Source organism: Streptomyces sp. KMM 9044 (assembly GCF_024701375.2).
Lineage (GTDB): Bacteria > Actinomycetota > Actinomycetes > Streptomycetales > Streptomycetaceae > Streptomyces.
The window spans coordinates 6,930,350-6,949,454 of the sequence record NZ_CP113910.1 but is presented as its reverse complement, the minus strand read 5'-3'; the positions used below and the strand labels follow the sequence as shown (position 1 = coordinate 6,949,454).

Genomic DNA, 19,105 nt, shown 5'->3' with positions numbered 1-19,105 from the left:
GGTGCGTCATGACGTGGGTCCGGGGGTGGGGGCCGGGCGCTCCGGAAAACTGGGCACGGCGGCCGGCCGGACCGTGCCATCCGACGGCAGGCCCCGCCCGCCCCGTTCCACCCGGCGGCCGAACAGGGCGTCGTCGGGGTGGCACTGTCGGCGTTGGCCTTCGGCTGTGCGTGCTGTGGCGCAGTCCGCGTGCCACGCCCGTGGTGCTCTCGGCGGGTGCGGCGCCGACGACCGCCGCGGTGGGCGACGCGCCTAGTTTCACCGCGGTCCCGGTGGGTGCGGACCTGCTCGCGGGACTCGCGACGCCCGTCCACCCGCCTCCGGTACGCGGGGCCCGGCCCGCTTCGTGACCGTCCCCGGCGTGGCAGCTCAGCCCGTCGGGCCCGGCCGGTGCGGGTGGAGACGGTCACGGATGACGGCCACCGCCGCCTCCGCGTCGTCCACGGTGATCGTGAGGGTGTGTCCGTCCCACAGACTCAGGGCGATGCCCTCACCACGGCGCACGACGACCGCGGTGCCCTTCTCGGGCCGCCAGCGGTAGCCCCAGCCGCCCCAGTGCCGGGGGGTGACGTGCGGGACGAACGCGGCTCCGGCGACGTGCGACAGCGGGATGCGGCGGCGCGGCACCCCGATGTGGCCGCAGCGCACTTCCACGTTGTCCTCGTCGACACGCAGCACGACGTGCACGAAGGCGAGGGTGCCGAACAGGACCAGTAGTCCGGCCGCGATGCATCCGACGACGGCCATGGCCAGCGGCGCGGTTCCGTTCGACCAGGCCGAGTCGGCGGCGAGCACGATGCCGAGCGCCATGCAGGCGGCACCGATCAGCGCCGGCAGCCACTGCATCCGGTTGGTCGCGCGACCGGTCCAGACGTAGGAGTACGAGGTGTGGGCACCGCGGGGACGATCCCTCATGCTCACGAGGTTACTCACGTTTCGCTCCCCCGGTACCGCGTCGCCCGGCGCACTGCGCCGACCGGGCGGGGGCGGAGCCGAGGTGTCGGGTGGCCGGGGTCACCCCGCGGGGGTGACCTGCTGGAGCAGCCTGCCCTCCGCGTAGGTGAGGGCGGGCCGGGGCAGCGCGCCCTCGCGTCCGCTCAGCAGCACGGTGAGAGTGCCGGTCGCCGGGGCGTCGGGAGCGGGCCGCTCACCGAGGCGGCGCATGGCCTGGGCGGCGACCGCTCCGGCGGAGCCGTGCAGGACGAGCGGCAGCAGGCCGGGGCGCTGCACCGCGGCCCGGATGCGTTCGGCGACCAGTTCGTAATGGGTGCAGCCCAGGACGACGGTCGTCACCTCGTCCGGGGTGAGTTCGGCGGCGGCGGCGACGGCCGCGTCGATCGCGCTCTCGTCCGCGCGTTCCACGGCCTCCGCGAGCCCCCAGCACGGCACCTCGGTGACGTCGACGCCGCCGGCGAAGTCCTGGATCAGGTTCCGCTGGTACGGGCTGCCGGTCGTGGCGGGGGTCGCCCAGATCGCCAGTGGTCCGCCGCCGGCCGCGGCCGGCTTGATCGCCGGGACGGTGCCGACGACGGGCAGGACCGGTTCGAGGCGGGCGCGCAGGGCGGTGAGCGCGTGCACGGTCGCGGTGTTGCAGCCGACGATCAGGGCATCGGGCCGGCGCGCGGCGGCCTCCTCGGCGACGGCGAGGGCGCGGGCCGTGAGGTCCTGAGGGGTCCTGGGCCCCCAGGGCATGCCGTCGGGGTCGAGGGAGAGGACAAGATCGGCGTCGGGGCGGAGACGCCGTACCGCCGCGGCGGCCGCCAGCAGGCCGATTCCGGAGTCCATGAGCGCGATCTTCACCCGGTCACGATAGATGATGGGCCGTGTCCGGCCGCTCGTCCGGGGCAGACTGCGCACGTGAGCGCCCTTGTATGGACCGCCGTCGTGTCCCTCACCGCCTGGCTGTGGCTGCTGCTCGGGCAGGGCTTCTTCTGGCGTACGGACGTCCGGCTTCCGCCCCTGCGGGAACCGGAGGCGTGGCCGTCGGTGTGCGTGGTCGTTCCCGCGCGGGACGAGGCGGCGGTACTGCCCTTGAGCCTGCCGTCGCTGCTCGCCCAGGACTATCCCGGGCGGGCGGAGGTCTTCCTCGTCGACGACGGCAGTACGGACGGCACCGGGCGGCTCGCGCGTGAGCTGGCGGACCGGCACGGCGGACTGCCGCTGACCGTGGGTTCGCCCGGCGAGCCGCCGGGCGGCTGGACCGGCAAGCTCTGGGCGGTGCGGCACGGGATCGGCCTGGCTCGCGCGCGTGCGCCCGAGTATTTCCTCCTCACGGACGCCGACATCGCGCACGCGCCCGACAGCCTGCGCCGGCTGGTCGCGGCGGCCCTCACCGGCGGGTTCGATGTCGTCTCACAGATGGCGCGGCTGCGCGTGGAGAGCGCCTGGGAGCGGATGATCGTGCCGGCGTTCGTGTACTTCTTCGCGCAGTTGTATCCGTTCCGCCGGATCGGACGGGACGGGTCGCGGACGGCCGCGGCGGCCGGGGGCTGTGTGCTGCTGCGGGCGGAGGCGGCCGGGCGGGCGCGGATCCCGGACGCCGTCCGGCAGGCCCTCATCGACGACGTGGCGATCGCGCGGGCGGTCAAGGCCGGCGGCGGGCGGGTCTGGCTGGGGCTGGCGGACGGGGTGGACAGTGTGCGTCCGTACCCGCGGCTGAACGACCTGTGGCACATGGTGTCGCGGAGCGCGTACGCGCAGCTGCGGCACAGCGCGGTGCTGCTGGCGGGTACGGTCGCGGGTCTCGCACTGGTGTACCTGGTGCCACCGGTGGTGGTGGTCGCGGGGCTGGCGACGGGAAGTACGCCGGCCGCGGCCGCCGGCGCGGCTGCCTGGCTGGTGATGGCGGGGACGTACGTTCCGATGCTGCGCTACTACCGGCAGCCGCTGTGGCTCGCTCCCCTGCTGCCGTTCACCGCGTTCCTGTACCTGCTGATGACGGTCGGCTCGGCGGTGCGGCACTGCCGCGGGCGGGGTGCGGCCTGGAAGGGCCGCACCTACACGCGTCCGGGCGCCGTGCCCGACGAGGGCTGAACCGGCGGCCCGTCAGGTGTCATGAGGCGTCAGGACGTCTCATGCCCGGCCGGGGATCCCGTGCCGCCGGAGCCGCTGCCGGCCGGGGATCACTTGCGGCCGGGAGTCCAGTTCATGCCCCAGCCGTAGACGCGGTCGACGGTGCGCTGCGGACTGACGCCCCGCTCGGGCACCAGGTAGCGGGCCTCGCGCTGAACGACGAGGTCGCCGCCGGTGTTGGTGATGAGGGCGAGGGCGCACACCGTCGAGGGAACGGTGCACTCGTCGAGCGAGAAGTCGATCGGGGCACCGTGCTGCGGCTGGAGGGTGACCGTGGCGTGCAGGTCGGCGAAGGAGCGGGCGCCCTCGTAGATGGTGACGAAGACGAGGATCCGGCGGAAGTGCTGCTGGTGGTCGAGACTGACGGTGAGGTTCTCGCCGGAGTCCACGGCACCGGTGCGGTCGTCGCCGTCGAGATGGATGAAGGGGGGCCGCTGCAGTGCCCCGTACGCGTTGCCGAGGGCCTGGACGACTCCCTTGCTGCCGTCGCTGAGTTCGAACAGGGCACACAGGTCGAGGTCGAGGTCGGAGTGCGTGGCGACCGGACGCCCCAGCTTGCCCGCCCAGCCGGAGAACTGTTTGCGCACCTGCCAGTTGAGGTTCACCCTCAGGACTCCCGAGGTTCCTCCCTGTTTGGCCAGCGAGACGGAGGGGACGGCCTTGGTGAGCGTCACCTTGGCGAGCCGGACCGGCGACGCCGCGGGAGGCGCGGCCGACGAGGGCGGGGCGGCCGGCCGAGGCGGCGGGGCGGTGACCGGGAGCGCCGGGGGCGGGGGCGAGGGCGGGGGAGCGACCGCCGGGGAGGCAGGGACGGCGCGCTGCGGCTCGTCGACGGTGATGCCGTAGTCGCTGGCCAGGCCCTCGAGTCCGCTGCTGTAGCCCTGTCCGACGGCACGGAACTTCCAGGCACCCTGGCGGCGGTAGAACTCACCGAGCACGAAGGCGCTCTCGCTGGTGGCGCCCGTGCTGTCGAAGCGGGCGGCGACGGTACCCTGCGCGGCGTCCTTGACCTCGATGTACAGGCCCGGGATCCGGCCGAAGGCCCCGCCGTCGCAGGAGGCCGCGAGGATCACCGTCTCGATGCCGGGCTCCACGCGCGCGAGGTCGACGAGGACGGTGTCGGTGACCTGCCCGCCGGCGTTCCGCTTGCCCTCGTGCCGGACGGCTCCGGAGGAATGGACGGGCTGGTTGTAGAAGACGAAGTCGCTGTCGGAGCGGACCTTGCCACCGGCCAGCAGGAGCGCGGAGGCGTCCGCGTCGGGGACTCCGGGGCCGGTGCGCCACCCCAGTTCCACGCGGAGTGCCGTGGTCGGCATCGGCGTGTTCGATCCCTTCGACATTGACATGTCCGCCCCCATCACGTGCCACCCCGCCAGGCGGTGCCCGGCATGCGTCGTGCTTCGTCCGCACAACCTAATACCCGCGCGCGGCAACTTTCACGGGGCATGCGTGGAGAGGTCGATCACCGCAGGTAACCCCGCCGGAACTCGGCTTTTACCAGACAATCATCCCGACGTTCAGCCGTTTCATCCAAGTTCGCCCGAATTACTTATCCCAGGGTACGTCGGACACGGAAAACAACCCTCTTATCGGTCTCCCCAACCAGCACATCGTGGGCTTAACTTATGGCCATGACCTCCCCCCGCTCCACTTATGGCGGCGGCTACTACTCCGCCTCCTTCCCGGACACTCCGATCTACGACTCGCTCGTGGCCGAGCGGGGCACCCCGCAGATCGCTCCGATCCGGGTCCCCTCCGCCTATGACGCGCCGGGCAGTCACCTGCCCGCGCTTCCCTCGGCGTTGCCCGCACTCCCGGCGGCCCCTTCCCAGCCCGCCTACGGGTACCCGCAGGCACAGCAGCCGGCGCCGCTCCAGCAGGCGCACTCGCCGTACATCCCGCAGCAGGCCACCGCGCCGCGCGGTTACCCCGGCCCCCAGCCGCAGCAGCCACGTCCCGCCGCTCCCGGTGCGGGCTACGAGGCGATGCGCCCCGCGGCCCCGCGCCCAGCGCCGGCGCCGTACCAGGACCCGTACAACAACCAGCAGTACCGCGGGTACTGAGCGGTGTCCGGTGCTCGCCGAGTACCGGACACCGAGCCGTTCCAGGCGGTGAGCCCCGGGCCCTGAGCCGTCCCGCGGGCCGCAGGCCCCCGAAGTCGTCGCCGGCTGGCACGATGCATCCATGGGGAACACGCTGCTGCGCTCGATTCACATCCATCCGGTCAAGGCCTTCCGGAGCCTGCCTCTCCGGGAGGTCGTCGTGGAGCCCTGGGGGCCCGCCGGAGACCGGCGCTGGATGCTGGTCGACGACGGGGGGAGGGTCGTCACACAACGCAGACATCCGCGCCTCGCGCTGGCAGCCGCCGAGCCGTTGCCCGGGGGCGGTCTACGGCTGTCCGCGCCCGGCAGGGCCCCGGTGACAGTGGCCGTGCCCCCGCCGGCAGGCCCCACCGAGCGGGTGGAGATCTTCCGCGACAAGATCGACGTGGTGCCGGCCGAGGACGACGCCGTGCACGCCTGGTGCAGCGCCTTCCTCGGCGCCGAGGTGCGTCTGGTGCACCTGGACGGCCCCGCCACGCGCCGGCCGGTGGACCCGGGGTTCGCACTGCCGGGCGAAACGGTCAGCCTCGCCGACGGCTATCCCCTGCTGCTCACCACGACCGCGTCCCTCGACGCCCTCAATACCCTGGTCGCCGGGGACGATCACGCGGGCGAAGGGCCCCTGCCCATGAACCGCTTCCGGCCGAACCTGGTCGTCGAGGGCACCACCGCCTGGGTCGAGGACACCTGGTCACGCATCACGGTCGGCGAGGTCGCCTTCCGTGTCGCCAAACCCAGCGGACGGTGCGTGGTGACGGCCACTGACCAGCGCACCGCCGAGCGCGGCCGGGAACCCCTGCATTCACTCGGAAGACACCGCCGGTTCGGGGACAGGCTGGTGTTCGGGCAGAACCTGGTGCCCCTCGCGCCCGGTACGGTCCGGGTCGGCGATCCGGTCACGGTCCTCGCCTGACGGACGGCCGGACGCCGTGATGTCGTGCAGGACCACGCGCGGTCCTGGCCGAGGGCGCGAGAGGGCTGGTCCTTTGGCGCACGATCCGGCGCCGGTACGCGGTCCTGCGACCGGGCATGGGACAAAGCGGGCCTCGGCCGGGGCAGGACCGGCGCCGGAAGCCGACGGCCTTCCGCCTCTGGTCAATCCTTCGGCCGTGCGCACGCTACGGTGGTCCGGCCGAAGGAATCGACGACAAACCCGCGTACAACAAGGTGGGGGCACAGCTACGCCATGGCACAGGGCACGGTCCAGGTGACGCACACCGGCACATCGCGGTGGCGGCGCCGCACAGGTGAGTACGCGTCGCTCGCCGCCGCCCTGGAGGCCGCGGCCGAAGGCGACGTCCTCACCGTCGCTCCCGGCACCTACCGGGAGAATCTCGTCGTGGAACGGGCGGTGACCCTTCGTGGTCCCGAGGGCTCGTCCGGATCGGTGCGCATCGCGCCCCTGGACGGGGTTCCGCTGACCGTACGCGCTTCGGCGGTGGTCCAGGACCTGCATGTGGAGGGGCAGGACGCGGCGGCGCCCGCCCTGCTGGTCGAGGACGGCACCCCGGAGCTGCGGGACATACGGGTGGTCACCCGGTCCGCGGCCGGCATCGAGGTGCGCGGCAGCGCCCGGCCGGCGGTCCGCCGCTGCACGGTCGACAATCCGGCGGGGATCGGCATAGCCGTGCTCGACGGCGGGGGCGGGGTGTTCGAGGAGTGCGAGGTGGTCGCCGCGGGCCAGGCGGGCATCGCGGTGCGCGGAGGCGCCCGTCCCCGCCTCGAACGCTGCCGCGTGCACCATGCCGCGGGCTCGGGCCTGACCGCGACCGGGGACGAATCGACGCTGGAGGCGGTGGGCTGCGAGGTCTACGAGGTGCGGGGCAGCGGTGTCCAGGTCACCGGCCGGGCAGCCGCGCACCTCACCGACTGCGATGTGCACCGCACCACCGGTGACGGGGTCGCACTCGACACCGACGCGGTGCTGACGCTGGCCGACTGCCGCATCCACGACATCCCGGAGAACGCGGTCGACCTGCGGTCCCGCTCCGTGCTCACCATGACCCGCACCACCGTGCGGCAGTTCGGCCGCAACGGCCTGTCGGTGTGGGACCCGGGCACCCGCGTGGACGCCAACCAGTGCGAGATCTTCGACAGCACCGGCGACTACCCGGCGGTGTGGGTGAGCGACGGCGCCACCGTCGTCCTGGACTCGTGCCGGGTGCACGACGTGCCGGACGCCCTGTTCGTCCTCGACCGCGGTTCGCGCGCGGACGTGGTCGACAGCGACCTGTCGCAGGTGCGCAACACCGCCGTGTCGGTCAGCGACGGCGCCACCGCCCAGCTCGACGACTGCCGGATCCGGGAGGCCGCCACGGGAGCCTGGTTCCGGGACCACGGCAGCGGTGGCACTCTCAACAACTGCACCCTGGACGGGACGCAGACCGGCGTGATCGTCACCAAGGGTGCCGACCCGACCGTCGAGCGCTGCACCATCGACTCCCCGGCGGAGGCCGGTGTCTACGTCTCGGCCGGCGGCCGGGGCAGCTTCCTCGACTGCCGGGTCACGGGCAGTAGCGGCTACGGCTTCCACGTGATAGACGGCAGCCGGACGACGCTGCGCAAGTGCCGCACGGAACGCTGCGCGCGCGGCGGGTACGAGTTCGCCGAGAGCGGCGCGGCCCCCGGCGCGGGGGGTCCGCTGGTGGAGGACTGCACCCGCGACGAGAGCGGCAGCCTCACGCCGCCGGCGGCGCCGGAGCCGGTCGTGCAGGGCACCGGTCACTCCCCCGGCCTGCTCGGTGCCCTGCCCGGACAGCCGGCCGAGCGGACGCCGCCCGAGCCGGTGACCGGGCCGAAGGAGAAGGAACTGCGCCCGTCGAAGACCGTGCTCGGCGAACTCGACACGCTGGTGGGCCTGGAGAGCGTCAAGCGGGAGGTGCGGGCACTCACCGACATGATCGAGGTGGGCCGGCGCCGGCAGGAGGCGGGGCTGAAGGCCGCGTCCGTCAAGCGTCACCTGGTCTTCACAGGTTCCCCGGGCACCGGCAAGACCACGGTCGCGCGGCTGTACGGCGAGATCCTCGCCTCCCTTGACGTGCTGGAGAAGGGCCACCTGGTCGAGGTCTCGCGCGTCGACCTGGTCGGTGAGCACATCGGATCCACCGCGATCCGTACCCAGGAGGCGTTCGAGAAGGCGCGCGGCGGCGTGCTGTTCATCGACGAGGCGTACGCGCTCTCCCCCGAGGACTCCGGGCGTGACTTCGGCAAGGAGGCCATCGACACGCTCGTGAAGCTGATGGAGGACCACCGGGACGCGGTCGTGGTGATCGTCGCGGGGTACACCGCCGAGATGGAGCGGTTCCTGTCCGTCAACCCGGGTGTGGCGTCCCGTTTCTCACGGACCATCACCTTCGGCGACTACGGGGCCGGAGAGCTGTTGCGGATCGTGGAGCAGCAGGCCGAGGAGCACGAGTACCGGCTGGCGCCGGGCGCCTCGGAGGGCCTGCTGAAGTACTTCACGGAGATCCCCAAGGGGCCCGCCTTCGGTAACGGCCGTACCGCGCGGCAGACGTTCGAGGCGATGGTGGAGCGGCACGCCGGCCGGGTCGCCCAGCTGCCGGAGCCGAGCACGGACGACCTGACCCTGCTCTACGCCGACGACCTGCCCGAACTGCCCTGAACCAGGGGGCCTGTCGCACCCGGCGTTCAGGACTTTCGCACCTGGCGCGGACGCGTCACGGCTCCCTGGCCCCTCACCCGGTGGGATCCCCCGGGCCGGTACGGGCGCCGTCGCCGGGTTCCTGCGTGTGCCGTGGTGCCGGGACGTCCGGCCGCAGCCGGGCGAGCAGCCGTCGGCGTTCCTCCGCGAAGGCCGGGTCCGCCTGGTAGTCGGAGTGGCCGAGAATCGGTGCGGGCAGCGGATGACTCTCGGTGCGGCCGTATGCCAGCGGGTCCTTGAGCGGGGGGCGGTCCACCTCGGGGCCACGGTCGCCGGGCAGCCGCACCGGACCGCCGATGGGGTCGGTGCGGCGGTGGAGGTTGCGCCAGCAGTTGACCTCCTGGTGCAGCGTGCCGAGCGCGTCCGCTCCGAAGTGGGCGGGGAACCAGCGGCCGTACAGCCGCTCCAGCGGGGAGCCGTAGGTGAGCAGGGCGATGTGTCCCCGGGTGGACGGGGTGAGCTGCCAGGCCGCGGCGGCGGCGAGGACGCTGCCCTGGGAGTGGCCGGAGAGCACCAGGCGTCCGCCGGTGGCCCGCGTCCAGGTCTCGATCCGCCAGGTCAGGTCGGGCACCGCGCGTTCGGCGTAGCAGGGCGGGGCGAAGGGGTGGGCTGCGCGCGGCCAGAAGGTGCCGACGTCCCACAGGATGCCGATCGTGCGCCGCGCGGAGGAGTCCTTGTAGGCACGCCGGCCCCAGGTGACGAACAGTATGAAGCCGAGTCCGATCAGCCAGGAGCCCAGCGCCTGCGACGTCTCGGCTGCGCTGTGGACGACTGCGTAGGTGCCCTGGGCGGCCTCACCGGGCGTACGGCCGGTGGTCAGGGCGCCGGCGAGGGCGCCCGCGCCCAGCAGCAGGGTCGCGGCGGAGGTGACGGCGACGATGCGGGGGCCCCGGTCGGTGAGGGAGGCCATGGCCCGGGCGTTGGCGATCCGCCGGGTGCGGGCGGGGTCACCGGTCTCGCCCGGGAACTCGCGTGCCACGACGGCACGCTCGTCGCGGGCGATGTGCCAGGCGCGCCGGGCCAGCCAGCAGCAGAGCCCGAGAATCAGGACGAGCAACGGCGGGATCACTGACGCCTGCCAGGTCAGGACCACTGGCGGCCCCGGGATCGACGTCCCGGGGCCGTCCAGCCAGTCGGCGACGCGCTGGGCCACGCCACCGGACATCACGCCGCCCAGCGCACAGGCCAGCATCGCGACAGCCGGTCCGGCCAGGCCCCGCATGGCGGCGCGCCGGTCAGGGGCACCGCGGTGCAGGGTGTGGGCGACACCGGCGAGGACGATCACGAGCAGGCCCTGGGCGAGGGTGATCGCGCCGAAGGTCATGTCGCCGGACAGTCGGCCGGCCGACTCCCAGCCGGGGCGGCGCCATCCGGCGTACAGAAGGGTGAGGGCGAGCAGGAGGAGCGCGGCGAGGGGCAGCAGACGCAGCAGGTGTGCGTCGAGGGTGTCGTCCAGGCGGCGGTCGGTGCGGCCGCGGCGGCAGACCACCCACACCACGACGGCCGCGGCGGCGAGCAGGGACGCTTGCAGGAGCGGGCCGAGGACGGCCAGCGCCTCGGATCCGCCCGGTGCGCGGTCGTGCCGGGCTGCCGCGGGGGCGAGTGCGAAGGCGACGGTGAGCAGTCCGGCGGCGGCGTGCGCGGCGCGCAGTCGGGCGACCAGGCGACGGCCGTACCAGAAACCGGGCCGGCCCAGGGCGATGGGACCGTCGTCCTCGGGCGCGATCCCGTGGAGCATCGGCTGCTGGGACTCGTACGCGCTCCAGGTGCGCAGGGACAGGTACCACAGCAGCCCGGTCAGAGCCGCGGGCACCAGGGCGGCGAGGGCGAGCCGGCGTCCCGGCTCGCTCCACCAGCCGCCGTCCGAGGCCTCGGGCGAGAGGAAGCCGAGCCAGGAGTGCCGGTCAGCGCACGCCTGTGTGCCCGCGCACTGCCAGGCGGCCAGGTCGAGGGCGACCTCGCATGCCGCCGCGACGAGCAGCACCGTCAGGCTCAGTCCGGCGAGCCGCACCAGCAGTCCGTACAGCCGGGCGGGACGTCTGCGGCCTCGGCCCGTCGGGCGCATCCAGTGGGCGAGGTTGACCACCATGAAAGGCAGCAGTAACAGCCACAGGGCGCGGGCGCCGTTCCCGGAGGTGAGGTTGCACCAGACGTAGGCCTCGGGGACCGGTCCGTCCCGGTGGCCGGCGGGTCCGTGCTCCGCCCGGACGTCGTCGGCGCGCCGGAACACGGCGGCGATGTCGTCGCCGGTGATCCGCACGGTGCGCGGATCGTTCAGCATGCCCTTCGGAGTGGCGCCGCCCACTCCGTGGACCAGGAGTTCCAGGTCGGTTCCCGCCTCCTTCGGCCGCTCGGCGGGGCCGTCCACCATCTCGCCCCGTTCGGCGGGTCTGTCTTCCCTCTCACGTTCCACTGCTTCGCACTTCCCCGTGACACGCCGTCGGATCCGTCCGTGCGGGCAACAGGATCTCTCCATCCGGAGCGGGTGACACCCCTCCTCACGGAATTTCCCGAGCCGGGTGACGAGCGGACGACCCGCGGGGGAGCGATGGCGTGTGCGCGACGAATCGCCGGGTGCACCGGGCTTGCCCCGGCATGCGAGGATGAGGCGCCGACGCACCGGCGGCGGGCGGAACGTGCCAGTCGGGCCGGGTGCGCGGGGAGTGTCGGACGGCTTGGCGGCGAAAGGACCGGAGCGTACGTGAGCGAGAATCAGAACCTCCTCGCGGAGCAGCGGCGCACCCTGATCCTCGACGAGGTCCGGCGCCGCGGCGGAGTCCGGGTCAACGAACTGACCCGCAAGCTCGGCGTGTCGGACATGACGGTCCGCCGTGACCTCGACGCCCTCGCACGCCAGGGCGTGCTGGAGAAGGTGCACGGCGGTGCGGTCCCTCTGGTCGAGGCCAGCACCCATGAGCCCGGTTTCGAGGCGAAGTCCGGTCTGGAGCTGAGCGCGAAGGACGACATCGCGCGGGCGGCGGCCGAACTGGCCTCCCCGGGCTCGGCGATCGCCCTCTCGGGCGGTACGACGACGTACGCGCTGGCGAATCAGCTGCTGGACGTGCCCGACCTCACCGTGGTCACCAACTCGGTGCGGGTGGCGGACGTCTTCCACGTGGCACAGCGCGCCTCGGGCCCCCGGCAGGGCGCGGCCACGGTCGTTCTGACCGGTGGTGTGCGCACACCGTCCGACTCACTGGTGGGGCCGGTGGCCGACCAGGCGATCGCGATGCTCCACTTCGATCTGCTGTTCCTCGGTGTACACGGGATATCCGTCGAGGCCGGGCTGTCGACGCCGAATCTCGCCGAGGCCGAGACGAACCGGCGTCTGGTGCAGTCGGCGCGTCGGGTGGTCGTGGTCGCCGACCACACCAAGTGGGGCACGGTGGGGTTGAGTTCGTTCGCCTCCCTGGGCCAGGTGGACACGCTGGTGACGGACTCCGGACTGCCGTCCGAGGCCCGCGGTGAGATCTCCGAACACCTGCCGCGGCTGGTCGTGGCGGGCGAGCCCGAGGAGCCGGCGGAACCCTCGGAGACCTGACCGGTCTCCGGCACTCGGTCGAGATCACGCGACCGTGGGCGGAGCGGGGCGGCCGCCGTCAGTCCGGCCGGACTCCCGCTGTCGGTCCGGCCAGGCTCCCGTCCGCAGCAGCGTCTCGATCGTCGCCGTGTACGGGGCGATGTCCAGGCCCTGATCGGCCAGCCAGGCGTCCGAGTAGTACTTGTCGAGGTAGCGGTCCCCCGGGTCGCACAGCAGCGTCACCACACTCCCCTGTCGCCCCTCTGCCACCATCTCCGCGACGATCTTCAGCGCGCTCCACAGCCCGGTGCCGGTGGAGCCGCCCGCCTTGCGGCCGATCGCGTGCTCGAGAGCGCGTACGGCGGCGACGGCGGCCGCGTCGGGGACCTTCATCATCCGGTCGATCGCGCCGGGCACGAAGCTCGGTTCCATCCGGGGCCGGCCGATGCCCTCGATACGGGAGCCGCGGTCGCAGGTGACGTCCGGATCACCGGTGGTCCAGCCCTCGAAGAAGCAGGAGTTCTCGGGGTCCGCGACGCAGATGCGGGTGTCGTACTGCATGTAGTGGACATAGCGGGCGAGGGTCGCCGAGGTGCCGCCGGTGCCGGCCGTGGCGACGATCCAGGCAGGCTCCGGGTGAGGTTCCAGCTTCAGCTGGCGGAAGGTGGACTCGGCGATGTTGTTGTTTCCCCGCCAGTCCGTGGCGCGTTCGGCGTAGGTGAACTGGTCCATGTAGTGGCCGCCGGCCTCCGCCGCGAGGGCGGCCGACGCCTCGTACATGGTGCGCGGGTCGTCCACGAAGTGGCACCGGCCGCCGTGGAACTCGATCAGGCGGCACTTCTCGGCGCTCGTCGTACGCGGCATGACCGCGATGAAGGGCACCCCGATCAGCTTCGCGAAGTAGGCCTCGGACACGGCGGTCGAACCGCTGGACGCCTCGATCACCGGACGGCCCGGACGGATCCAGCCATTGCACAGTCCGTAGAGGAAGAGCGAGCGGGCGAGCCGGTGCTTGAGGCTGCCGGTCGGGTGCGTCGACTCGTCCTTGAGGTAGAGGTGCACGCCCCACCGCTCGGGCAGCGGAAAGCGCAGCAGATGGGTGTCGGCCGACCGGTTGGCGTCGGCCTGGACCCTCCGCACGGCTTCTTTCAGCCAGCCGCGGTAGCCGGGGTCGCTGTGGTCGGCGTCGAGAGTGATGCCGACCGAGGGCCGCTGGGACTGCTGGAACTGCTGGAACTGCTGGAAAGTGCTCACGACAAGGCTCCTTATGCTGAATGCCGACGGCATCCAGCGCGGCCGACACACCGATCATAGGACCCCCGTGAACCACCCCTCACCTGCATAAACGTCTCTTTGTGCGGCCCAAAGGAAGCCCTGGGGTCCTGCCTGGGCGCCCCTTCCCCGCACCTGGCAAGGGGGGGGTGGGGGCGCATTCGCGCGAGTGCTTCGGGCACCCCGGGAAGGGACCCGCGCGTACTGGTGCTCGACGGCGGGGCCGGGCAGACTGCCCGCGGGGCAAGGTCCCGGACGGGGGCACACTGGATCAGGACATGAGCCGGCCCGCGGAGCACGGTCCGGTACACCGACGCGCACGAGGGGGCAGGGCATGGCCGAGCCGGAGTTCACGGCCAGGGGCGTGCGGATCGGCAGACGGCTGCGGTCGCTCACCCGGGCCGGGCAGGTCCGGATCAGCGACGGCAGGCTCGAGTTGCTCACCAGCTACGGAAGCGAGATCGACAGCGCGCCGGTGCAGGCCGTGCGCGCCTCCCGGCCCTGGTTCGCCCCGGGAGGCCGCGCCCTGGCCGACCTCAACGGCCACCGGTACCTGCTGACCCTGGGCGACCACGACCCGGCGCCGGGCGAGCCGGGGCCGCCCGCAGCGCGCCGCTTCGTCGAAGCCGTCCGCCGGGCATCGGGGCGCGGCGCCTGAAATGCCCGCGAGTTGCGCCACCCCAACCCCTGCGTCACGCTGTTCTCACGTCACTCTGGGTTTACCGGCGATAACGCTGCGAACCAGCCCGCCGGCCACGACAGCAGGCGGCCACATCACGCAGGCACCCTGCTGGATCCGTACTCCGTGTTCTTCCGGACGCCCGTCCGGACCTGACACCGGGGAGTCGCAGCTGTGATCACTCATCCAAGCAGACACTGCACGGTGGAGCTCCAGGCTCTGCCGTCAAGGATCGGCCAGGTCCGCAGAATCGTATCTGCGCAATTGCGTTACTGGCATATGGACACCTTGACAGACCGGGCCTCACTCGGTGTGACGGAGCTGTTGTCCAACGTCCACCGGCACGCCCAGCCCGACAAGACCTGCACGGTAGAGCTGGAGGTGCTGCTCGGCCGGCTCAAGGTCTCGGTGCACGACCACGACCCGCGGTTGCCGGTCATAGGGGACGCCGCTCCGCTCGCCACTTGTGGGCGGGGGCTCGCGATGGTGGCCGCGATGAGCGAGAGCTGGGGCGCGCTGCCGGACGGCGAGTCCGGCAAGGTCGTGTGGTTCACACTGCCGGCGCCGTCCGCGGCTCCCGTCGTGGACTGGAACCGGTATCCGAGGATCACCGCCCCCGAGCGCGCCGTGCACCGGTTCGCGGACGTCACGCTCGTCGAGCACGCCGTCGAGGGCCACCGGCCCGAACCTGCTCCCGCCCGGTCCGCCGTTGCCGGCTGACCGGGCGGCGCCCTCCTCCCTTACGGGAGGCCTCACTTGGCGGCGACCGCCCGCAGTACGTCCGTGCGGGCCGGGCGCAGTCCTGCCAGGACTCCGGCCTCGAGACCTGCCCATGCCACCACCTGGTGACCTTGGCGGCATGCCGCGCCGCCCTTGCCGTGCCGGCCGGACTCCTCGTCCAGGACCGACAGCCGGCGCCCGCACTCGTCCTCGTCGATCTCGCCGGAGGCGAAGCGGTGACCGGGCGCCGCGAGGGGCGAGTCGTCCGTCACCGTCGGCCCGCCGTCGCCGAGCACACCAGGGTCTGCGTGGTCGTTCAACTCCTCGGACGCACGCGCCGACTTGCTGTCGGCGTACGGCCGTCGGCGCTGTGCGTACCCCCCCCCGTGGGAGTACGCGGGGCTGAGGCGGCTGCTTCCGCCCCGACGCCGCCGTGGCCGGCGCCGGGGCGGAACCGGCTTTTCCCCCCGGGGGGTGACGGCCCCGGGAGGTGAGCCCGTTCCGCTCCGGGCGGCCGGGGCTCAGGTGGACGGCTGGTCGCTGTCCTTCATCGCGCCCCAGCCGTGCCAGCGTTCGACCTCGATCCAGGCGCTGACCCTCGGCCGCACCCGGTCCGGGTACGGATTGCCGGTGTAGTGCCGTGAGAGGCGGTCGATGTCGGCCAGGCCCTCGTCCTCCTTCAGTTCGACGACGCGTCCGATGAGGGTGACGTGGGTGTACCAGTCGTCATCGGCGAGCACCGTGAGGGTGACCCGCGGGTCGCGGCGCAGGTGCTTCAGGCGGACCCGGCCTTCGTCGAGGCTGATCAGCACACGGCCGTCCTCCCAGACGTACCAGGTCGGGGTGGAGACGGGTGTCCCGTCGGAGCGGAGCGTGGCCATGACACAGGGGTTGGGACGGCCCAGCAGGGCGTCGGCCTGGGGCGGCAGCGGGGGCTTGGACATTACGGACTCCTCGATGGGTCTGCTCTGCGGTCGGAGGTGCCGCGGACGGGTTCCCGGACGTTGCCTACGGGTGCCCGGGGAGGGGAGTGAGGAGCTGTGGGCCGGGAGCACGGGCTGGTCACGGTGGGGAGCTCAGGCCGGCGGCCGGTCGAAACTGGCGTAGTAGGCGGCGGCCATGTCCTTGTCGCCGTGGCCCTGGGCGGCGGCGCGTTCCATGCGCTCGGCGCCAGCGGCGGCCACGTCCAGGCGTACGCCGTTGTGTTCGCCGGCCCGGACGATCAGCCGGGCGTCCTTGGCGGCGGTGTTCACGGCGAACTGGGCCGGGGACAAAGGCCCGTCGAGGATCAGCCCCGCCTTGGCGCGCAGGTAGCCCATGTCGAGCGGCCCGCCGTCGACGAGGCCGAAGAAACCGCCGGGCTCGACGTCCAGCGCCCTGGCCAGGGCGAGGGTCTCCCCCACGGCCGAGGTGACCGCGAGAACCCAGCTGTTGGTCACCAACTTGAGCCGGGTGGCACTGCCGGCCGCACCGTCCTCCCCGGTCCACACGGTGCGGGCGCCGACGGCGTCGAACACCGGCGTCACCGTGTCCCGGCCCCCGGCCGGTCCGGCGGCGAGCACGGTCAGCTGTCCGGCCTCGGCGGGCTGGCGGGTGCCCAGCACCGGGGCGTCGTAGAAGAGCAGACCGTACTCGCGCGCGAAACCGGCCAGCCCGGCCACGTCTTCGAGGCCGACGGTGGTGGACTGCGCCCATACGGTGCCGTGCCGCAGCGCGGGTGCGGCCTGCCCCATGGTCTCCAGCGTGGCGGGACCGTCGTACAGCATGGTCAGGACGACGTCGGCGGGCTCGACCGCCTCGGCCGGGGTGCCGGCGATGTGCACGCCGTCGGACGCGAGCGGGTCGGCCTTGGCACGGGTTCGGTTCCAGGCGCGGACGGTGTGGCCGGCACGGGCGAGGCTGCGCGCCATCGCCGCCCCCATGATGCCGGTCCCCAGGACGCTCACGGTGAGCTTGTCGGTCATGACCTCGGCCTTCTGTCGGTCGGTCCGGTCCGTACGAGACGGGTCCGCTCGCGGGACCCGTCTCTGCGGCCCGCTCGCACAGCCCGTTCGTACCTCGTGGATCATTGTGCGACGGTCTGCGGAGGGTGCGCCTGTCGGCCGGCCGTCCGCCGTACCGCCTGCCCCTGCGCCGGCCGGTTACGCCAGGATTCCCAGAGGGTCGTCCAGGACCGGCTGCCAGGCCAGTTCGGCGGCGCCGACCAGGCTGTTGTGGTCCAGGGCGCAGGCCAGGATCGGAACGCCGCCGCTGCGGCCCCACAGGCTGCGGTCGGCGACGACGGCACGCAACCGGTCCGGGGCTGCGTCCAGCAGGGTGCCGTGCAGACCACCGAGGATGATCCTGTCCGGGTTGAGGATGTTCACCAGGCCGGCCAGTCCCAGCCCCAGGCGGTCGACGAGGGTGGCGACGGCGGAGCGGACGGCCGGGTCGTCGTGGTGCTCGCGGATCAGCGTGTCGGCCTGTTTCAGGAGGGACATCTCGGGGCCGGGTTCACGGCCGGCCGCGGTGAGGAAGGCCAGCGGGTCCGCCTCGACGTCCAGGCAGCCCCGGCTGCCGCAGTGGCAGGGGCGGCCGCCGGGGTTGACGGCGACGTGGCCGACCTCGAGGGCGAGGCCGGAACTGCCGGTGTGCAGGCGGCCGTCGAGCACCAGCGCGCCGCCGACGCCCCGGTGACCGGTGGCCACGCACAGCAGGTCGCGTGCGCCGCGCCCGGCGCCGTGCCGGTGCTCGGCGAGGGCGGCGAGGTTGACGTCGTTCCCCGCGAAGGCGGGGCCGTCTAGGCCGGCGGCGCGCACCTGCTCGGCGAAGATCTCCCGCACCGGGGCGCCCTCGGACCAGGCCAGGTGCATCGGGTTGAGGGCCAGCCCTTCGGGTTCGGCCATCGCCGACGGCACGGCAAGCCCTGCTCCGACGCACCGGCGCCCGGTCTCCCGGAGCAGACCGGCGCCGGCCTCGACGACGGAACCGAGCACCTTCGCCGGGTCGGCGTCGATGACCTCGCAGCCGGGGGCGGTGGCCACGATCCGGCCGCCGAGGCCGACCAGGGCGGCCCGGAAGCCGTCGGCGTGCACCTGCGCGGCCAGCGTCACCGGGCCGTTCTCGGCGACCGAGAGCCGGTGCGAGGGGCGGCCCTGGGAGCCGGCCGCCGCGCCGGGCCTGGCGTCGACCCGGATCAGGCCGAGTGCCTCCAGTTCGGCGGCGACCGCGCCTGCCGTCGCCCGCGTCACGCCCAGCTCCGCGGTGAGCACCGCGCGGGTCGGCGCACGTCCGGTGTGCACGAGCTCCAACGCGGGCCCGAGCGCACCGCGCCCCCGGTCCAGCCGCGTCCTCGAGGTGGTCCCTTCCCCCGCCGGCCGGGGGTCCGCCTTCCCGCTCATGAGGGCGAGTCTCCCATGATCGCAACCGCGTCCGGTTACCAGCCGCTGACCCGGAGTGTGATGTTCAGCCTCCCGGTGAGCCCCAACTCCGTTGGCGCCGTGCCCGCGTGCACGCGTGGGACCCCGTGGTGGGCGAGCCGCGACTGCCCGCCGAAGACGAACAGGTCACCGCTGCGCAGCTCGACGTCCGTGTAGGGGCGGGCCCGGGTGTCGGGGTTGCCGAAGCGGAAGACGCAGGTGTCGCCGAGGCTCAGCGACACCACGGGCGCGTCGCTCTTTTCGTCGCTGTCGCGGTGCATGCCCATGCGGGCATCACCGTCGTAGAAGTTGATGAGTGCGATGTCGTACGCGGCCCCCGGCGCCGCCCCGGTTCCCAGTGCGTCCCTCGCCGCGCGGCGTCCGAGCTCGCCGAGGCAGGCGGGGAACGGCTTGACCGGGGCACCGTCGCCGTCGACGGCGGTGCTCGCGTAGCCGTACGGGTACCAGTGCCTGCCCAGGCACACCTGCCGGGCGGTCATCGTGCCGCCGCCGGGGGTGCGGACCGTGCGCAGCCCGGCGGGCGGGCGGGCCCACGCGCGGCACGCGTCGAGCAGGGTGCGCTGTGTCCGGGCGTCCAGCCAGTGCGGCACGTGCACCGCTCCGGGCGCGACCTCGGCCCGGGTCCGGGGAAACAGTTCGCCGTCCATGGCTCCCATCGTG

The 19,105-nt window shown here is 73.1% G+C and carries 16 protein-coding genes and 1 pseudogene; 7 read left to right on the top strand and 10 right to left on the bottom strand.

Annotation, left to right across the window (positions count from 1 at the left end; all coding sequences use genetic code 11):
• Positions 1–369: 369 nt before the first annotated feature.
• Positions 370–915, bottom strand: coding sequence for a hypothetical protein (locus HUV60_RS31155; protein ID WP_257853384.1), 546 nt, complete (start codon positions 913–915; stop codon positions 370–372).
• A gap of 99 nt (positions 916–1,014) precedes the next feature.
• Positions 1,015–1,800, bottom strand: a complete 786-nt coding sequence (locus HUV60_RS31150; protein ID WP_257853383.1) for a glutamate racemase — start codon at positions 1,798–1,800, stop codon at positions 1,015–1,017.
• A 57-nt stretch (positions 1,801–1,857) separates the two neighbouring features.
• Here HUV60_RS31150 and HUV60_RS31145 point away from each other — a divergent pair, with 57 nt between their 5' ends.
• Positions 1,858–3,033, top strand: coding sequence for a glycosyltransferase (locus HUV60_RS31145; protein WP_257853381.1), 1,176 nt, complete (start codon positions 1,858–1,860; stop codon positions 3,031–3,033).
• 89 nt (positions 3,034–3,122) lie between these two features.
• Here the strand turns inward: HUV60_RS31145 and HUV60_RS31140 are convergent, their stop codons facing one another.
• Positions 3,123–4,412 (bottom strand): TerD family protein, encoded by a 1,290-nt coding sequence (locus tag HUV60_RS31140; RefSeq protein WP_257853379.1) that lies wholly within the window; start codon positions 4,410–4,412, stop codon positions 3,123–3,125.
• Between the two features lie 291 nt (positions 4,413–4,703).
• On the opposite strand from HUV60_RS31140, the gene HUV60_RS31135 reads away from it, so the two are divergent.
• The 3 genes from HUV60_RS31135 (at position 4,704) to HUV60_RS31125 (ending at position 8,796) form a co-directional block, all read left to right on the top strand.
• A complete protein-coding gene (locus tag HUV60_RS31135) occupies positions 4,704–5,135 on the top strand; it encodes a DUF6643 family protein (RefSeq protein WP_257853378.1) in 432 nt (143 codons plus the stop codon).
• 121 nt (positions 5,136–5,256) lie between these two features.
• The gene (locus tag HUV60_RS31130; RefSeq protein WP_257853377.1) at positions 5,257–6,087 is read left to right on the top strand and encodes an MOSC domain-containing protein; all 831 of its coding nucleotides are present in this window, start codon (positions 5,257–5,259) and stop codon (positions 6,085–6,087) included.
• 273 nt (positions 6,088–6,360) lie between these two features.
• The gene (locus HUV60_RS31125; protein WP_257853376.1) at positions 6,361–8,796 is read left to right on the top strand and encodes a right-handed parallel beta-helix repeat-containing protein; all 2,436 of its coding nucleotides are present in this window, start codon (positions 6,361–6,363) and stop codon (positions 8,794–8,796) included.
• 73 nt (positions 8,797–8,869) lie between these two features.
• Here HUV60_RS31125 and HUV60_RS31120 read toward each other — a convergent pair whose 3' ends face one another.
• Positions 8,870–11,206, bottom strand: coding sequence for a hypothetical protein (locus tag HUV60_RS31120; RefSeq protein WP_257853747.1), 2,337 nt, complete (start codon positions 11,204–11,206; stop codon positions 8,870–8,872).
• A gap of 330 nt (positions 11,207–11,536) precedes the next feature.
• Here HUV60_RS31120 and HUV60_RS31115 point away from each other — a divergent pair, with 330 nt between their 5' ends.
• Positions 11,537–12,376: a DeoR/GlpR family DNA-binding transcription regulator gene (locus tag HUV60_RS31115; protein ID WP_257853374.1), complete on the top strand. Its 840-nt coding sequence runs from the start codon at positions 11,537–11,539 to the stop codon at positions 12,374–12,376.
• Positions 12,377–12,400: 24 nt separating this feature from the next.
• Here the strand turns inward: HUV60_RS31115 and HUV60_RS31110 are convergent, their stop codons facing one another.
• On the bottom strand, positions 12,401–13,609 hold the full coding sequence (locus HUV60_RS31110) for a PLP-dependent cysteine synthase family protein (protein ID WP_269441262.1): 1,209 nt from the start codon (positions 13,607–13,609) through the stop codon (positions 12,401–12,403).
• A 352-nt stretch (positions 13,610–13,961) separates the two neighbouring features.
• Here HUV60_RS31110 and HUV60_RS31105 point away from each other — a divergent pair, with 352 nt between their 5' ends.
• Together HUV60_RS31105 and HUV60_RS31100 are read left to right on the top strand one after the other, a co-directional pair.
• Positions 13,962–14,285 carry a hypothetical protein gene (locus HUV60_RS31105; protein WP_257853373.1) on the top strand — a complete coding sequence of 108 codons (324 nt, stop codon included), beginning with the start codon at positions 13,962–13,964 and terminating at the stop codon, positions 14,283–14,285.
• A gap of 195 nt (positions 14,286–14,480) precedes the next feature.
• Entirely contained in the window at positions 14,481–15,026 is a 546-nt protein-coding gene (locus HUV60_RS31100) for an ATP-binding protein (RefSeq protein WP_257853372.1), read from the top strand.
• Between the two features lie 140 nt (positions 15,027–15,166).
• On the opposite strand, the pseudogene HUV60_RS31095 reads toward HUV60_RS31100, so the two are convergent.
• The 5 genes and pseudogenes from HUV60_RS31095 to HUV60_RS31075 form a co-directional block, all read right to left on the bottom strand.
• A pseudogene (locus HUV60_RS31095) lies at positions 15,167–15,316 on the bottom strand (SHOCT domain-containing protein); the annotation flags it as partial.
• Between the two features lie 231 nt (positions 15,317–15,547).
• Positions 15,548–15,970 (bottom strand): PPOX class F420-dependent oxidoreductase, encoded by a 423-nt coding sequence (locus tag HUV60_RS31090; RefSeq protein ID WP_257853370.1) that lies wholly within the window; start codon positions 15,968–15,970, stop codon positions 15,548–15,550.
• 132 nt (positions 15,971–16,102) lie between these two features.
• Positions 16,103–16,990 carry an NAD(P)-dependent oxidoreductase gene (locus HUV60_RS31085; protein WP_257853369.1) on the bottom strand — a complete coding sequence of 296 codons (888 nt, stop codon included), beginning with the start codon at positions 16,988–16,990 and terminating at the stop codon, positions 16,103–16,105.
• 177 nt (positions 16,991–17,167) lie between these two features.
• On the bottom strand, positions 17,168–18,406 hold the full coding sequence (locus HUV60_RS31080; protein ID WP_257853368.1) for an ROK family protein: 1,239 nt from the start codon (positions 18,404–18,406) through the stop codon (positions 17,168–17,170).
• A 35-nt stretch (positions 18,407–18,441) separates the two neighbouring features.
• Positions 18,442–19,092: an alpha-ketoglutarate-dependent dioxygenase AlkB family protein gene (locus tag HUV60_RS31075; RefSeq protein WP_257853366.1), complete on the bottom strand. Its 651-nt coding sequence runs from the start codon at positions 19,090–19,092 to the stop codon at positions 18,442–18,444.
• Positions 19,093–19,105 lie beyond the last annotated feature (13 nt).

Bases quoted from the DNA above. Each gene is read 5' to 3' on its own strand.
- HUV60_RS31085 (WP_257853369.1), bottom strand. From the start codon at position 16,990: ATGACCGACAAGCTCACCGTGAGCGTCCTGGGGACCGGCATCATGGGG.
- HUV60_RS31075 (WP_257853366.1), bottom strand. From the start codon at position 19,092: ATGGACGGCGAACTGTTTCCCCGGACCCGGGCCGAGGTCGCGCCCGGA.
- HUV60_RS31120 (WP_257853747.1), bottom strand. From the start codon at position 11,206: ATGGTGGACGGCCCCGCCGAGCGGCCGAAGGAGGCGGGAACCGACCTG.
- HUV60_RS31155 (WP_257853384.1), bottom strand. From the start codon at position 915: ATGAGGGATCGTCCCCGCGGTGCCCACACCTCGTACTCCTACGTCTGG.
- HUV60_RS31090 (WP_257853370.1), bottom strand. From the start codon at position 15,970: ATGTCCAAGCCCCCGCTGCCGCCCCAGGCCGACGCCCTGCTGGGCCGT.
- HUV60_RS31105 (WP_257853373.1), top strand. From the start codon at position 13,962: ATGGCCGAGCCGGAGTTCACGGCCAGGGGCGTGCGGATCGGCAGACGG.
- HUV60_RS31135 (WP_257853378.1), top strand. From the start codon at position 4,704: ATGACCTCCCCCCGCTCCACTTATGGCGGCGGCTACTACTCCGCCTCC.
- HUV60_RS31080 (WP_257853368.1), bottom strand. From the start codon at position 18,406: ATGAGCGGGAAGGCGGACCCCCGGCCGGCGGGGGAAGGGACCACCTCG.
- HUV60_RS31140 (WP_257853379.1), bottom strand. From the start codon at position 4,412: ATGTCGAAGGGATCGAACACGCCGATGCCGACCACGGCACTCCGCGTG.
- HUV60_RS31125 (WP_257853376.1), top strand. From the start codon at position 6,361: ATGGCACAGGGCACGGTCCAGGTGACGCACACCGGCACATCGCGGTGG.
- HUV60_RS31130 (WP_257853377.1), top strand. From the start codon at position 5,257: ATGGGGAACACGCTGCTGCGCTCGATTCACATCCATCCGGTCAAGGCC.